Source organism: Streptomyces sp. NPDC031210 (genome assembly GCF_055570395.1).
This window is the reverse complement of record NZ_JBVIHH010000006.1, coordinates 128,001-141,987: the sequence shown is the minus strand read 5'-3', so window position 1 is coordinate 141,987 and position 13,987 is coordinate 128,001. Positions and strand designations below refer to the sequence as shown.

General features: G+C 71.2%; 12 protein-coding genes. 4 read left to right on the top strand and 8 right to left on the bottom strand.

The window, feature by feature from the left end; genetic code table 11:
* Window positions 1-29 precede the first annotated feature (29 nt).
* Together ACZ45Z_RS13715 and ACZ45Z_RS13710 are read right to left on the bottom strand one after the other, a co-directional pair.
* Window positions 30-1,247 carry a ketosynthase chain-length factor gene (locus ACZ45Z_RS13715; RefSeq protein WP_468361134.1) on the bottom strand — a complete coding sequence of 406 codons (1,218 nt, stop codon included), beginning with the start codon at window positions 1,245-1,247 and terminating at the stop codon, window positions 30-32.
* Window positions 1,244-2,536: a beta-ketoacyl-[acyl-carrier-protein] synthase family protein gene (locus ACZ45Z_RS13710; protein WP_468361131.1), complete on the bottom strand. Its 1,293-nt coding sequence runs from the start codon at window positions 2,534-2,536 to the stop codon at window positions 1,244-1,246. The genes ACZ45Z_RS13715 and ACZ45Z_RS13710 overlap by 4 nt, the downstream gene beginning before the upstream one ends.
* A 773-nt stretch (window positions 2,537-3,309) precedes the next feature.
* Between ACZ45Z_RS13710 and ACZ45Z_RS13705 the strand changes: the two genes are divergently transcribed.
* Both ACZ45Z_RS13705 and ACZ45Z_RS13700 read left to right on the top strand, forming a co-directional pair.
* Window positions 3,310-5,367: an AfsR/SARP family transcriptional regulator gene (locus ACZ45Z_RS13705; RefSeq protein WP_468361128.1), complete on the top strand. Its 2,058-nt coding sequence runs from the start codon at window positions 3,310-3,312 to the stop codon at window positions 5,365-5,367.
* A 109-nt stretch (window positions 5,368-5,476) separates the two neighbouring features.
* The gene (locus ACZ45Z_RS13700) at window positions 5,477-5,863 is read left to right on the top strand and encodes an antibiotic biosynthesis monooxygenase family protein (RefSeq protein ID WP_468361125.1); all 387 of its coding nucleotides are present in this window, start codon (window positions 5,477-5,479) and stop codon (window positions 5,861-5,863) included.
* Between the two features lie 29 nt (window positions 5,864-5,892).
* On the opposite strand, the gene ACZ45Z_RS13695 is transcribed toward ACZ45Z_RS13700, so the two are convergent.
* On the bottom strand, window positions 5,893-7,002 hold the full coding sequence (locus ACZ45Z_RS13695) for a DegT/DnrJ/EryC1/StrS family aminotransferase (RefSeq protein ID WP_468361122.1): 1,110 nt from the start codon (window positions 7,000-7,002) through the stop codon (window positions 5,893-5,895).
* 129 nt (window positions 7,003-7,131) lie between these two features.
* On the opposite strand from ACZ45Z_RS13695, the gene rfbA reads away from it, so the two are divergent.
* Window positions 7,132-8,013, top strand: a complete 882-nt coding sequence (gene rfbA / locus ACZ45Z_RS13690; protein ID WP_468361120.1) for a glucose-1-phosphate thymidylyltransferase RfbA — start codon at window positions 7,132-7,134, stop codon at window positions 8,011-8,013.
* Window positions 8,014-8,029: 16 nt separating this feature from the next.
* Here the strand turns inward: rfbA and ACZ45Z_RS13685 are convergent, their stop codons facing one another.
* Together ACZ45Z_RS13685 and ACZ45Z_RS13680 are read right to left on the bottom strand one after the other, a co-directional pair.
* Window positions 8,030-8,740 (bottom strand): class I SAM-dependent methyltransferase, encoded by a 711-nt coding sequence (locus ACZ45Z_RS13685; protein ID WP_468361117.1) that lies wholly within the window; start codon window positions 8,738-8,740, stop codon window positions 8,030-8,032.
* Window positions 8,741-8,843: 103 nt separating this feature from the next.
* Window positions 8,844-9,623 carry a cyclase family protein gene (locus ACZ45Z_RS13680; protein ID WP_468361114.1) on the bottom strand — a complete coding sequence of 260 codons (780 nt, stop codon included), beginning with the start codon at window positions 9,621-9,623 and terminating at the stop codon, window positions 8,844-8,846.
* A 177-nt stretch (window positions 9,624-9,800) separates the two neighbouring features.
* Between ACZ45Z_RS13680 and ACZ45Z_RS13675 the strand changes: the two genes are divergently transcribed.
* On the top strand, window positions 9,801-10,238 hold the full coding sequence (locus tag ACZ45Z_RS13675) for a nuclear transport factor 2 family protein (protein WP_468361111.1): 438 nt from the start codon (window positions 9,801-9,803) through the stop codon (window positions 10,236-10,238).
* 76 nt (window positions 10,239-10,314) lie between these two features.
* On the opposite strand, the gene ACZ45Z_RS13670 is transcribed toward ACZ45Z_RS13675, so the two are convergent.
* Genes ACZ45Z_RS13670 through ACZ45Z_RS13660 form a run of 3 tightly spaced genes read right to left on the bottom strand, consistent with a single transcriptional unit; the run spans window position 10,315 to window position 13,978 of the window.
* Complete coding sequence (locus tag ACZ45Z_RS13670) at window positions 10,315-11,580, bottom strand: methyltransferase domain-containing protein (RefSeq protein WP_468361108.1); 1,266 nt, start codon at window positions 11,578-11,580, stop codon at window positions 10,315-10,317.
* Window positions 11,577-13,064, bottom strand: coding sequence for an NDP-hexose 2,3-dehydratase family protein (locus ACZ45Z_RS13665; RefSeq protein WP_468361105.1), 1,488 nt, complete (start codon window positions 13,062-13,064; stop codon window positions 11,577-11,579). The genes ACZ45Z_RS13670 and ACZ45Z_RS13665 overlap by 4 nt, the downstream gene beginning before the upstream one ends.
* Window positions 13,061-13,978, bottom strand: coding sequence for an NAD-dependent epimerase/dehydratase family protein (locus ACZ45Z_RS13660; RefSeq protein ID WP_468361102.1), 918 nt, complete (start codon window positions 13,976-13,978; stop codon window positions 13,061-13,063). Before ACZ45Z_RS13660 ends, ACZ45Z_RS13665 begins: the two co-directional genes overlap by 4 nt.
* Window positions 13,979-13,987: the final 9 nt, after the last annotated feature.

The window sequence follows — 13,987 nt, the reverse complement described above, 5'->3', positions numbered from 1 at the left end:
CAGGGGGCGGGGGTGTGGGGCGGGTGGGGTCAGCGCGGGCCCGTCACGACCAGGGCCGAGTTGAACCCCCCTTGTCCCCGGGCGAGGATCAGCGCCGTGGCGAGCCGGGCCCGGCGCGGGGTTGTCACGAGGTCGAGGGTGTGGTCCGGCAGCGGTCGTGAGACGTGGACGGTCGGGGGGATGACGCCCTCGCGCAGCGCCAGGAGGGCCGTGGCCACGTCGACGGCGGGGCCTCCGGCGCTCAGCCGGCCGGTCATGGTCTTGGGCGCGGTGACCGGGACCCCGTGGGGGCCGAAGAGGGTGCGCAGCGTGTCGGCCTCGACGGCGTCCTCCTCCGGGGTGCCCGCCGCGTCCGCGAAGACCACGTCGATCTTCTCGGGTCTGAGCTCTGCGTCGTCGAGGGCGGCCCGGACGGCCCGTACGAGGTTCGCGGGGCGTCCCGAGCCGGGCGGCGGGTCGAAGGTGGCCGCGTAGCCCGCCATCCGTCCGTACCGACGGCGTGCGCCGCGCGCCCGTGCGGCCTCCTCGCTCTCCAGGACGAGCAGGGCGCCACCCTCCCCGGGCACGTAACCGGCGGCCTCGGCGTCGAAGGGCCGGTAGGCGAGGGCGGGATCGGACTCCCGGCTCATCCTGGCGGTGCTGAGCTGGGCCACCCAGCCCCACGGGCAGGGGGATCCGTCGACGGCTCCGGCGAGCACCATCGGCTGCCCCCGGCGGAGCTGCCGGCGGGCCTGCCCGAGAGCGTCGAGGCCGCCTGCCTGTTCGGTGACCAGGGCTCCGGCGGGGCCGCGCAGTCCGTGCCGGATGGAGACCTGGCCGGTGTTGACGGCATAGAACCAGGCGAAGGACTGGTAGGCGCTAACGTACTCGGGTCCTCGGTCCCACAGGTTCTGCAGCTCCCGGTGGCCGAACTCGAAGCCGCCCGCCGAGGCGGCGGTGACGACGCCCACCCCGTACTCCGGGAGCAGGGCTGGGTCGAACTCGGCGTCGGCGAGGGCCCAGTCGGAGGCCACAAGGGCCATCCGGGTCATGTGGTCGGTCTGGGGCAGGAGCCGGCTGGGCAGGTGCTCCTCCGGGACGAAGTCCGCGACCTCGCCGGCGAGTCGGCTGGGGTAGGGCTCGGCGTCGAACCGGGTGACAGGGCCGATCGCCGAGGCGCCGCTCAGGATGTTCTTCCAGTGCTCGTCATGGCCCAGGCCGGTGGGGGCCAGCACCCCCATCCCGGTGATGACCGTGTCCGCGTTCACGCCGCCCCCCGGCCCCGTGCGTCGGGTCCGGACAGCACCATGGCGCTCTGGAAGCCGCCGAATCCGCTGCCGACCGTGAGGACGTTGTCGACCGGCAGGGAACGGGCCTCCAGAGGTACGTAGTCCAGGTCGCACTCGGGATCGGGCACGCGCAGATTGGCGGTGGGCGGGACCGCATCATGGCGGATGGCGAGGGCGCAGGTGGCGATTTCCAGGGAGCCGATGGCGCCCAGCGAGTGGCCGATCATCGACTTGATGCTGCTGACGGGGGTCCGGTACGCGTGCTCCCCGAGGCTCGCCTTGAAGGCCGCGGTCTCGTGGCGGTCGTTCTGCTTGGTGCCCGAGCCATGGGCGTTGACGTAGTCGATCGTGGACGGCTCCGTGCGGGCGGTGGCGAGCGCGACCCTGATCGCCTCCGCCATCTCCCGTCCGTCGGGCCGCAGACCGGTCATGTGGAAGGCGTTGCAGCGGGAGGCGAATCCGGTGATCTCGGCGTACACCTCGGCGCCCCGGCGGCGGGCGTGCTCCCGCTCCTCCAGGACGAAGACGGCGGCTCCCTCGCCGAGGACGAAGCCCCGGCGGGTGCGGTCGAAGGGACGGGAGGCCTCGCCCGGCCGGTCGTTGTCGGGGCTCGTGGCCTTGATCGCGTCGAAACAGGCCACGGTGATGGGCGAGATGGGCGCCTCGGTGGCCCCTGCCACCATCACGTCGGCCGTGCCCTCCGCGATCAGATCGGCGGCGCGGCCCACCGCGTCGAGGCCCGAGGTGCACCCCGTCGACACCAGTGAGACCGGCCCTTCCGCCGCGATGCGGTCGTGGGCCACCTCGGCGGCGATGGAACTGGGCACAAAGTAGTCGAAGAGGTGCGGGACGGCGTAGGCGTGGTCGACGAGCCATCGGCTGCCGCTGTCGCTGACGACGGCGTACTCGTTCTCCAGGCTCGTGGTGCAGCCGACCGCGCTGCCGATGACCACCCCGATCCGGGAGCCGTCCAGGGCCTCGCGGTCGATCCCACTGTCCTCGATTCCCTCTCGCGCAGCGACCACCGCGAATTGCGTGGCCCGGTCCATTCGGCGAATCTGGCGGGGTGTGAGCCCCTCCGCCGAGGCGTCGAAGTCGCATTCCGCGGCTATTCGGGAACGATAGGGTTCGGGATCGAAAGCCGTTATGGCGCGGGTGGCGGTGCGACCCGCCGTCAGAAGGTCCCAGAACGGCTTCACACCGATGGCACCGGGAGCCACGATTCCGATTCCCGTGATGACTACACAGCGATTCGTCGCTGTATTCATCAGCGTCCCCCTTTACCGGTGCCCGTAGCCCTGTCCATTGCGACGCAGAGCCCTGTGTCGACCACATCGGAAATGTCCACGGAGTGAGCGTGCGCGGAATAGCTCGCATTCGACTCAATGGCGATTGGAGGAGCGGAGAGAGTTGACACGGGCGGCGGAAGCGTGTCGGACGACCCGGCCGGGAACGCCGCGGAGCGGTCCCTCCGTTGGAGTCCCGCTGGAGGAACACTGGAGCCGGGACGTTGGGCGCGGTGCCGGACGGGGCGCGGATCGGCCGATCCCCCTGAATCGTCCGTACGACTGAGGGGCGTCCGGCGGCACCGGGGGGCGCTCCGGAGGGCGATGAACCCGCCGAGTTTGACGGGAAAAGGTGCCTCATGCATTAGGTTCCCGGTATAAGCCGCAAGCAGCAACCCACCAGTTGACGCCTGTCGAATACCGGCCCAGCGGGCGGCCGTGGCGGGATCGAATCTCCGCCATTCCTCGATGGGACGCGGCTTTACGGGAACCTTTCCCGGACCGCGAGTCAAGATCCGACAGATTGGACATTCTGTCTTTTCTTCAGCGATCCATCGGGGCCCCTTCGGTCCCCCGCCCCAACATTGACCAGTCGTTTTCAAGGATCTACCGTGAAGTCGAGGTGATCGGCCGACGTAGAGGGCGCGCACGGCGTGGCGATGACAGGCCGTGCGCGACTCAGTTGAAACGGGGGAAACATCTTGGAGTTCCGGCTTTTAGGTCCCGTCCAAATCATCTCGGGGGGTCGAAACATCATGCCGACCGCGCCCAAGCCGCGTCAGCTCATATCCCTGCTCATGCTGCGGCACAACACCGTGGTGCAGTCGTCCGAGCTGATCGACGAGTTATGGCCCGAGCTCCCGCCCCCGAGCGCGGTGACCACCCTTCAGACGTACATTTACAAGTTCCGCAAGCTCCTTCTGAAACAGGGACACGGGAACCTGCTCCAGACCCAGCCGGGTGGATACAGCCTCACCATTCCGTCGTCGAGTCTGGACGTAAGCCTGTTCGAGAGGAAAGCGGAGGAAGGCCAGGAACTGCTCCAACGGGGCGATTCTGCAGCGGCTTTGGCATGCTTCGAGCAGGCCCTGGCCCTGTGGCGCGGACCCGCGCTCGCCGACGTCGAGACAGGGGGACGGCTCCTCTCGTACGTGACCGGGCTGGAGGAGCTGCGCTTCCGCATCCTCGAACTGCGGATCGAGGCCGACCTGGAGAACGGCCGGCACCGCGAACTCATCAGCGAGCTCAAGGCGTTGGTGCTGGCCCACCCGTTGCACGAACACCTCCACGGACTCCTGATGGTGGCCCTGCACAGGTCCGGCCGGCGGCACGAGGCGCTGGAGGTCTACCAGGCTCTGCGGCAGAAGATGATCGACGAACTCGGCCTCGAACCCGGCAAGGAACTCGCCCGTCTTCAGCACACCCTGCTGTCCGACTCGCCCGCCGAACCCCAGGAGCCCGCGCGACGGCCGAGGACCAGTTCCGCCGCGCCGCTAGGCCCTGCCGCTGCCCCGGCCACCCCGGCCCTCGCGCACACGGACGCCCCGGCGGGTGGAGCCCCCGCACCCCTCGCTCCCCCGCTACCGCCGGAGCTTCCGCTCGCGCCCGTCCCCGCGCCGAGGCCCGTACTCCCGCCCTCGCCCGTCTCCATGACCCCGGCACTGCCCGGACCACACCTTCCTGTGCCCAGTGCCGGTGCCGGTGACGCTCAGGTCCCCGCCCAACTGCCCTCGCCGGTCGCCGTGCGGGAGTCGATCGGGGCACCAGCCCAACTGCCAGCCGGGCTTGCAGGGTTCGTTGGCCGTGACGACGTCCTCAGGGAACTGGAGGCGGCGCTGCGCGAGCCCGGCGGATCGGCAGCCGACGGCACGGCGGCTCATATAGGGGTCGTGACCGGCCCCCCGGGCATCGGCAAGAGCGCGTTGGCCGTCCGCCTGGCGCACACGCTCCGCCCGCACTTCCCCGACGGGCAGCTCTACGCGGACCTGCGAGGCTCCGCCGCCGAGCCGCGTGACCCCTCCGAGGTGCTCCGCGGCTTCCTGCGGGCCCTGGAGGTCCCGACCTCGCGCATCCCGGAGGGCCTGGAGGAGTGCGGGGCGCTGTTCCGGTCCCGTACGGCGGGGCGCCGCGTGCTGGTGCTCCTGGACGACGTGGCGTCCTCGGCCCAGATCCGGCACCTGCTGCCCGCAGACCCGCGCTGCGCGCTGCTCGTGACCGGCCGCCGGCGGATGACCGCCCTGGTGGAGGCCGAGCGGGTCGAGCTGGGCGCGCCCTCCCCGAAGGAGGCCCTGGAGATCCTCGCGGTCCTGGCGGGCCGGCAGCGGGTGGACCGGGAACCGGAGGCCGCGCACCGGACCGTCGAGCTGCTCGGCCGGCATCCCTTGGCCCTACGGTGCGTGGGCGGTCGACTCGCTGCCGGGCCAGGGCTCTCACTGTCGGCGCTCGCCGACCGGCTTGAGGCCACGCCCCGGATCCTCGACGTGGCTCGGCTCGGCGAGCTGGACGTGCGCTCCCGGTTCGCCGCGAGCTACGCGGGCCTCAGCCACCAGGAGCAGGGGGTCTTCCGGCTGCTCAGCATGCTGGGCGAGACGCCCTTCACCGCGTCGCAGGCGGCCGAGCTGCTGAGCCAGCCGGTGCGGGAGCTGGAGTCCGTCCTGGAGGTCCTCGCCGACAACCACCTGCTGGCCACCGACCGTTGCGCCGACGGCATCGGACGCTACGTCTTCGAACGGCTGACCCGGGCCTACGCCAAGGAGCGCCTGGAGGAGACGCTCCCCGCGCCGCCCGTGGCCGAGAAGGTGGGGGTCGGGTGAGCGGAGTTCCGCGCCGGTGGTCAGCCGGTGTCGAGACGTCCTCCACGGGCCGCTGCCAGGCTCCCCGGCACGCGTCCGCGGATGTCGGACGGAGACGACGAACAGAGGGGTGGACCAGCCCATGTCGAGCGGCGAGCAGCAGGAGTCAAACGTTGTCAGCGAGGCCGGTCCGGCCAGCCGCGGTCCCGAGGTGACCTTCGTCAACCGGTTCACCGTCCACGGGACGGCGGAGGAGTTCGAGGAGGTGTTCGCCCGGACGTCCGCCTTCATGGCGCGCCAGCCCGGATTCGTCCGACACAGCCTGCTGCGGGAGGTGGACGACCCGGCCGGCTACGTGAACCTCGCCGTGTGGACCGACCGGGCCTCGTTCCAGCGGGCGGTGCGGCAGCCCGGGTTCGCGCCGCACGCCGCGGCCCTGCGGGAGCTGAGCCGGAGCGAGAACGGGCTCTTCACCGCCCGTCTGTCAGTGACGGCAGCCGAGGCCCGGCAGGTCTGAGCCGCCGCCACGCAGGGCGAAGAAGCCGTTCAGGACAGGGTCTTGAGGACCTCTCGGAGAGCCTCGACGACCCTGTCCTGCGCTTCCGGGGCCAATGAGGGGTACATGGGCAGCGAGAAGATCTCGCGGGCCAACCGCTCGGTGACGGGCAGGGAGCCCTCCCGGTAGCCGAGGTGCGCGAAGCCGGTCATGGTGTGGATCGGCCAGGGGTAGCTGATGTTCAGCTCGATGTCCCGCTCCCGCAGCGCCTCGATGATCTCGTCCCGGCGCGGGTGGCGCACCACGTACACGTAGTGGACGTGGTCGTTGCCCGGGGCGGTCTCGGGGAGGACGAGTTCGGTGTCGCCGAGCCCTTCGGCGTACCGCCGGGCGATTTCCCGACGGGCCGTCATATAGTCGTCGAGCCGACGGAGTTTGCGGCGCAGGATCTCGGCCTGGACCTCGTCGAGGCGGCTGTTGTGGGCCGGCAGGTCGGTGACGTAGTAGCGCTCCTCCATGCCGTAGTAGCGCAGCCGGCGCAGCCTGCGGTCCACCTCCTGGTCGGAGGTGAGGACCGCGCCGCCGTCGCCGTACGCACCGAGGACCTTCGTCGGGTAGAAGGAGAAGGCAGCGGCGGTGCCCATGGTCCCGGCCGTCCGGTCGTGGTGACGGGCACCGTGGGCCTGGGCGCAGTCCTCGAGGACGGCAAGTCCGTGCCGTGCGGCCAGCTCCTCCAAGGGGGCCATGTCGACGCACTGGCCGTAGAGGTGGACCGGGAGGAGGCAGCGGGTGCGCGGGGTGATGGCGGCCTCGACCTGGGAGACGTCCATGAGGTAGTCCTCGCGCACGTCGACGAAGACCGGGGTGGCGCCGGTGCCGACGATGGCGACGACGGTCGGGGCGGCGGTGTTGGAGACGGTGATCACCTCGTCTCCGGGCCCCACCCCGAGGGCCTCTAGGCCGAGTTTGACGGCGTTGGTGCCGTTGTCCACGCCGACGCAGTGCCGGGCTCCGTGCCGGGCGGCGAACTCCTCCTCGAACGACCGGACGCTGTCGGCGAGGACCAGCTGACCGGAGCCGAAGACGGTGTCCACCGCGTCGAGAATGTCCTCCCGTTCTGCCGCGTACTCGTCCAGATATCCCCATACACGAATGGTCACAGGTATTCTCCATTTCCGCTCGGATGGGCACCGAGTTCAGCGGATCGGACTCGCATCCAGCTCGATTTCAACTCGACCCCGGATTCTCTTCCTTGTGCCTGCCGATATCGCGTGGATAACATCGCGTCCATGAAAGGAATCATTCTGGCAGGAGGCACGGGAAGTCGTTTGTATCCGATCACGCTGGCCGTTTCCAAACAGCTCTTGCCGGTCGGCGACAAACCGATGATCTACTATCCGCTCTCGGTGCTGATGCTAGCGGACATCAGGGACATCCTCATCATCACCACCCCTCACGATCTGCCGCAGTTCCGGCGCCTCCTCGGTGACGGCAGCCATCTGGGGCTGCGCATCGACTACGCGGAGCAGCCCAAGCCGAACGGGATCGCGGAGGCCTTCGTCATCGGCGCCGACCACATCGGGGACGATTCCGTGGCCCTAGTGCTGGGCGACAACATATTCCACGGACATTCCTTCTCCGAAGTGCTCAGGAAAGAGCGGGAGAAGCTGGACGGGTGCCTTCTGTTCGGTTACGAGGTGCACGATCCCGAGCGGTACGGGGTCGGCGAGACCGACGGGGAAGGAATTCTGATATCCATCGAGGAGAAACCGGAGAGGCCCCGTTCGAACCGTGCGATCACGGGTCTCTACTTCTACGACAACGACGTGGTGGGGCGGGCCGCGGCCCTGCGCCCCTCGGCACGCGGCGAGCTGGAGATCACCGATCTGAACCGCATGTACATGGAGCGCGGGCGGGCCCGGCTGCGGGAGCTCGGCCGGGGCTTCGCCTGGCTGGACACCGGGACCCCCGAGTCGCTCCTCCAGGCGGCCCAGTACGTACGGACCCTGGAGGAGCGGCAGGGGGTGCGGATCGCCTGTGTCGAGGAGGTGGCGCTCCGTAGGGGCTTCATCGGTCCTGACGAGTGCCACCGGCTGGGTGCACGGCTCGGGAACTCGGGCTATGGCCGCTACGTGATGGCCATCGCCGGCGAGCACCCCTCCTCCGTGTGAGGGTTCCCCGGGTGTCTCAGGGACGGCGCGCGACGAACAGTCCCCGCGCCGTCCACTCCGGCCGGATGTACTCGGCCGGGCACCCGGCGTCGGAGAAGGCGGACAGGTACTCGTCCAGGGTGAAAAGGGTGAGGAGGTCGACCTCGGTGAACTCCCGGATGCCACCGGCCTCGCCGATCACGAACCGCACCTCCATCCGTGTCGTCCGGCCCTCGCGGGTGGAGTGCGAGATCCGGGCGACCGTCCGGTGCTCGTCGCTCGCCAGGTCGCCGGCCACGTAACCGTCGAGGAACCGTTCGGGGAACCACCAGGGTTCGACGACGAGCACCCCGCCTGGCCGCAGGTGGCGGGCCATGGCGGCGACCGCCGTCCGCATGTCAGTCACCGTCCTCAGATAGCCGATCGCGGTGAACAGGCACACCACGGCGTCGTAGGTGCGCCCGAGGCCGAAGGCGCGCATGTCGCCCTGATGCAGCGGCACTCCGGGGAGCCTGGCGGCGGCGCGCTCCAGCATGGCCGGAGAGAGTTCGAGGCCCTCGGTGTGGGCGAAAAGGCCGTCGAAGGCCTCCAGATGGGCGCCGGTGCCGCAGGCCACGTCCAGCAGTGAGTCGGCAGCGGGCAGCTGGTTCCTGATCAGGCGGGTGGTCTCGGCGGCCTCGGCGGCCCAGTCCTTGCCGCGGGCGCGATAGACCAGCTCGTAGACGTCCGCCAGGTCGTGGCCGAACATCGGCCTCCTTCGGGTAGGGGCCCGGGACCGGGCACGGGTGGGCTGGGCACGGGTGGGCTGGGTGCGGGTGGGCTGGGTGCGGGTGGGCTGGGTGCAGGACGGCTCATTCGTCGACGAGGGCGACCGCGCGGGTCCAGCCCGCACCGGCGCCGGCGATCTTCACAGGGAAGCAGGAGACCTGGAAGCCGTACGGTCCGGGCAGCGCCTCCAAATTGGCCAGGCGTTCGATCTGGCAGTACTCGCGGTCCCTGCCGATCATGTGCGCGGGCCACAGCACGTCACGGTCCCCGGTGGCCCGGTAGCGGGCGATGATGTCTCCGAAGGGGGCGTCCAGGCTGAACGCGTCCGTGCCGATAACCCGGACGCCGAGGTCGAGGAGGAGATGGACGGCGGGACCGTCGAGCCCCGCGAACTCGGTGAAGTACCGCTCGGTCCCCCGGTGGCGCTGTGCCCCGGTGCGCAGCAGGACGATGTCCTTCGGGCTCGGGGTGCGGCCGATGCGGGCGAACTCCTTCTCCAGCCGCTCCGCGCCGATGACGCCGGTGGGCGCGTCGGTCAGGTCCAGCACCATGCCGGGGCGCAGGAACCAGTCCAGCGGCATCTGGTCGATGTGCCGGGGCACGCCGTCGCCGTAGCCCGCCCGGGAGCCGTAGTGAGAGGGCGCGTCCACGTGGGTGCCGGTGTGGGTGGTGAGCGTGACGCGGTCCAGGGACAGGAACTCGCCGTGGGGCAGCTCCTCGGGGTCGAAGGAGATGCCGAAGTGGGTACGCATCTCCTCGCTCATGTGCAGGGCGCCCTCGCGAGGCGTGAGGACGTGGTGCTCCACGGGGTCGGGTTCCCAGAGCGCCGCGTCCACCGCCGAGGACAGATCGATGAGCCTCACGGCGCACCTCCATGGGGTCGGAGCCGGGTTCAGGGTCGGCATCCTCCCGGCCGGGGCCGGAGCAACGGTCGAGCCGGGCTGGAGGCCGGGGCCCCGTCGGGGCACGAGTTCGGTTCCAAGGGCGCGCGCGAGCATCGGCGGCAGCGGCCCGCGACCGGCGGGCGAGGAGGGAGATCCGTGAGCGAGACCGTCAGCCCGCCGTATGCGTCGCTGTGCGCCGACATCCAGCGGTTCCACGCCCGGCAGATGCAGCTGCTGGACTCGGGCGACGCCGAGGCGTGGGCCGCCACCTTCACCGAGGACGGCCTGTTCGCGCCGCCGTCGCTGCCCGAGCCGGTCCGCGGGCGTGCCGCCCTGGCGGAGGGGGTCCGATCGGCGCACGCGGAGCTCGCCGCCGAGGGCGAGGTGCGTCGGCACCTGCTGACCACGGCCGCGGTGGAGGACCCCGGAGCGGACGGCTCGGTGCGGGTGCGGTCGTACGTGCAGGTGGTGGCGACCCGACGGGACGAGGCGCCCCGTCTGCTGCTGATGTGCGTGTGCGACGACGTCCTGGTCGCCGAGGGCGGGGAGTGGCGGGTGCGCGAGCGGTACGTGACCCGCGACGACCGGCCCTGAGGGGAACGGCGCGAGGCCCGGTGGGACGTCGCGGTGACCTCCCACCGGGCCTCGCGCGTGGTACGGGTCCGCGTCGTCAGCGGACCGTGTCGGCGGAGACGACCGCGGGTTTGGGGAACGGCAGGATGAACCGGCCTCCGGAACGCAGGAATTCCGCCTCCTTGCGGAGGATCTCGTCGGCGTAGTTCCACGCGAGCATCAGGTAGACGTCGGGCGGGACGCTCCGTGCGTGGCCGGGGCTGCGGACCGGGATGTGCGTGCCGGGCAGCACCTTGTCCTGCTTGAGCGAGGTGGTGTCGATGCAGTAGGCCACCTCGTCGGCCCCGAGGCCGCAGATGTTGAGGATCGTGGTGCCCTTGGCCGAGGCCCCGTAGCCGGCGACCCGCTTGCCCTCCGCGAGGAGGGAGCGGACCAGCACGGGCAGCTCTTCGCGGACGACCCGGACGCCCCGGGCGAACTCCCGGTAGGCGGCGTCGGAACCGAGCTCGGCCCGCTCCTCCGCCGCGATCAGCTCGCCGACCGTGCCGGTGACGGGGCGCCGGGCCTCGGGACGGCCGACGAGGACCAGCAGGGAGCCGCCGTGGACCGGGAGCCGCTCCACGTCGAAGAGCTTCAGTCCGTGCCGGGTGAAGAGGGTGTCCAGGGTGCGCACGAGGAAGTACGACAGGTGCTCGTGGTAGATGGTGTCGAACGCATACTTCTCCAGTAGGTCGACCGCGTAGGGGACTTCGATGGCGAAGACCCCGTCGGGGGCGAGCAGCGCGCGCACCCCGGCGAGCACCCCGGCGAGGTCGTCGATGTGGGCGAAGACGTGGCGGCCGAGGATGAGGCGCGCGGAGCCGTGAGAGCGGTGCACGGTCCCGGCGGCGGTCTCGGTGAAGTACTCGGGCAGGGTGCGTATGCCGTGCTCGTTGGCGACGGCCGCCAGGTTGCGGGCGGGGTCCACGCCGAGCACCCGGGCGCCGTTGCGGGCGAAGGCGGCCAGCTGCTGGCCGGTGTTGCTGCCCAGCTCCACCACCAGGTCCCCGGCGGCGAGCCCGGCGCGCTCCCGGCAGGTGGTCGCGACGAACTCCATGTGGCGGGTGATGGTCTCCGAGTCGGAGGTGACGTAGCTGTACGTCCGGTACATCACCTCGGGGTCGACGACGTGGGTGACGCTCATCAGCCGGCAGGAGCGGCAGGAGATCACGCCCAGCGGGTAGGCGGGCTCGTCCTCGTAGGAGTCGGCGGGCTCCAGGAACGCGTTGGCCAGCGGCACGTCTCCGAAGGAGACCACGTCCTGCCAGTCCGACGCGCCGCACACCCGGCAGCTGGTGACGGGCCGTAGGTTCTCCGTGGTCATAACCGGATCTTCCTCTCCGCGGTCGGCGCCGGCTCCCCCGGCATCAGCAGGCTCTGCAGGCAGGCCACCAGGCTGCGGGCCTGGATGTTGAGGTAGTGGCTGTGCCGCAGCAGCTCGACGAGCTGGTGGACGGTCATCCACCGGTAGTTGGGATCGTCGGGCGGGACGTCGAGGTCGGTGTCGACGATCAGGTAGCGGTTGCGCGCGTGGTGGAAGCGTCCGCCCTCCTCCGAGAGGACGGAGCGGAAGCGGACCCGCGCGGGATCCGCGCCCTCCACCGCGTCGAGGTAGCGCGGCCGCGCGCTCCTCGGCAGGTGCTCGTAGGAGGCGGGGGTGCACTGGACCGTGGGGGCCAGCTCCACCACGTCCATGTAGCCCGCCTCGACCCGGGCGTTCATCAGCACGTGGAGCACCCCGTCGATGGACCGGGTGAGGAACGCGACGACGCCGGTGCCGTGCGGTTCGATCATCGGCTGGGACCAGCGGGCGACCTCCCGGCCGCCGGCCTCCACGCGGACGCCGATGACGTCGAAGAAGGCCCCGGAGGCGTGCGAGATCCGCTCCGGGGTGCGGTGCCAGTCGTTCAGCCGGGCCAGCGGAACGCGGCGGGCCTGGACCTCGGTGCGGGTGCGGGCCTCGGTGATCCAGCTGAGGACGGCGCCCAGCGCGTGCCGGGCCTCGGCCGAGGGGTCGCAGGAGCGGAAGAGGGCCTCCCGGAAGGGGTCGGCGGGCGCCCCGAGCTCCCGGGCGAGTTCCGCGTGGGCGAAGGGGAGGCAGGACAGGACCGTACGGGCGTCCATGTTGACCACGTCGTCCTCGGCGAGGAGCCGGTGGAGCTGGCCGAGGGTCAGCCAGTGGAAGCCCTCGTGGACCTCCACCTCCCCATCGGCCTCGACGACCATGTTCCGGTTCCGTTTGTGGTGGAAGGCGGAGCCCTGTTCCGACTGCCGGACGTCGACGAGGGAACCCCGGGAGCCGGGGTCGCGGAACCGCTCCAGGTACGGCACGGGGCGGCCGCCGTGGACCCCGGTGTAGTTGCTGCGGGTCGCCTGGACGGTCGGGGAAATCTGCACGCCGTTGGCGTTGCCGGGTTCGACCTTGGCCTGCATCAGGCAGTGCAGGACGCCGTCGAACTCCTTGACCAGGATGCCCAGGACTCCGACCTCGGGCTGGTTGATGATGGGCTGGCTCCAGGCCGGGACCGGCCCGGCGGGCATCCGCACCTCCAGGCCCTCCACGGTGAAGAAGCCGCCGGTTTGGTGGCGCAGGTTGCCGGTGCCGGGCTCGGTCTCCCAGCCGGTGAGCTCGTCGAGCGGGACCCGTTCGACCCGGGTGAAGGTACGGGCGGCGGCCTCGGCGTACCAGTCTTGGAACGCCGAGTGCGAGGTGCGCCGGCCCTCGCGGGCCCGCGCGGACGCGGCGACGCGCAGCGGGGTCGCGGCGCCGCGCGGGCGGCTCGCGGTGCGTGTGAGGGATTCGGTCATGACTGCTCCACAGGGTGGTCCGCGCGGGACGCGTCCCACATGTCCTTGATCGATTCGGACAGTTCGACGGTCGGGCGCCATCCCAGCGACCGGGCCGCGCGGCCGATGTCGACCCGGGTCCAGTCGCCGCCCCGCGAGTCGACGGGCGCGGCCCGGAGCCGGACGGCACCCGGGGGCGGTCCGGCGGCGGCGACGAGCAGGTCGAGCAGGTACGCCACCGGTACGGCCTCGCCGCGGCCCACGTTGATCACCTGCCCGGCGACAGGGGCGGTCGCGGCGGCGAGGACGGCGGCGGCCAGGTCCCGTACGTCCAGGAAGTCCCGGTGGGCGTCGGCGACGGTCAGCTCGGCCGGCTGTTCGGGGATGGCGGTACGCAGCCGGCGGACGGCGGCGCCGAGGAACCCGACCTCCGCCGCCTCCGGACCGCAGAGGTTGACGACGCGGAGCACCACGCCGTCCACGAGGCCCGCCCGGGTGGCACGGAGGACGGCCTCTGCTCCGGCGAGTTTGCTGCGCCCGTAGGCGGAGACGGGGCGGGCCGGACGGGTCTCCTCGGCGGCGGTACCGGCGGGCAGCGGACCGTACTCGTGGACGGATCCGATCTGCACGAGGCGGGTCCTGCCCGGCGCCAGGGCGAGCGCGGCGAGCAGATTCTCCACGAGGTGGACATGGACGCGCTCGTTCTCCTCCTCGCCGGTGACCCAGCCGCCGGTCGCGTTGACCACGGTGTCCACGCGGGCCGCGGCCAGCAGACCGGCGAGTTCGCCCTGGTCAGCGGCGGCCGCGTCCAGGGCGAGGAAACGGTTGCCGTTCGCGTACGGGGGCCGGTGTCGCGCCACTTCGAGGACCGGCCGACCCGCGCGGACGAACGCGGCGGTCACCGCGCGGCCCACGCAGCCCGTCGCGCCGAACACGGCAACGGC

Bases quoted from the DNA above. Each gene is read 5' to 3' on its own strand.
- ACZ45Z_RS13665 (WP_468361105.1), bottom strand. From the start codon at position 13,064: ATGACCGAATCCCTCACACGCACCGCGAGCCGCCCGCGCGGCGCCGCG.
- ACZ45Z_RS13710 (WP_468361131.1), bottom strand. From the start codon at position 2,536: ATGAATACAGCGACGAATCGCTGTGTAGTCATCACGGGAATCGGAATC.
- ACZ45Z_RS13670 (WP_468361108.1), bottom strand. From the start codon at position 11,580: ATGACCACGGAGAACCTACGGCCCGTCACCAGCTGCCGGGTGTGCGGC.
- ACZ45Z_RS13685 (WP_468361117.1), bottom strand. From the start codon at position 8,740: ATGTTCGGCCACGACCTGGCGGACGTCTACGAGCTGGTCTATCGCGCC.
- rfbA (WP_468361120.1), top strand. From the start codon at position 7,132: ATGAAAGGAATCATTCTGGCAGGAGGCACGGGAAGTCGTTTGTATCCG.
- ACZ45Z_RS13705 (WP_468361128.1), top strand. From the start codon at position 3,310: ATGCCGACCGCGCCCAAGCCGCGTCAGCTCATATCCCTGCTCATGCTG.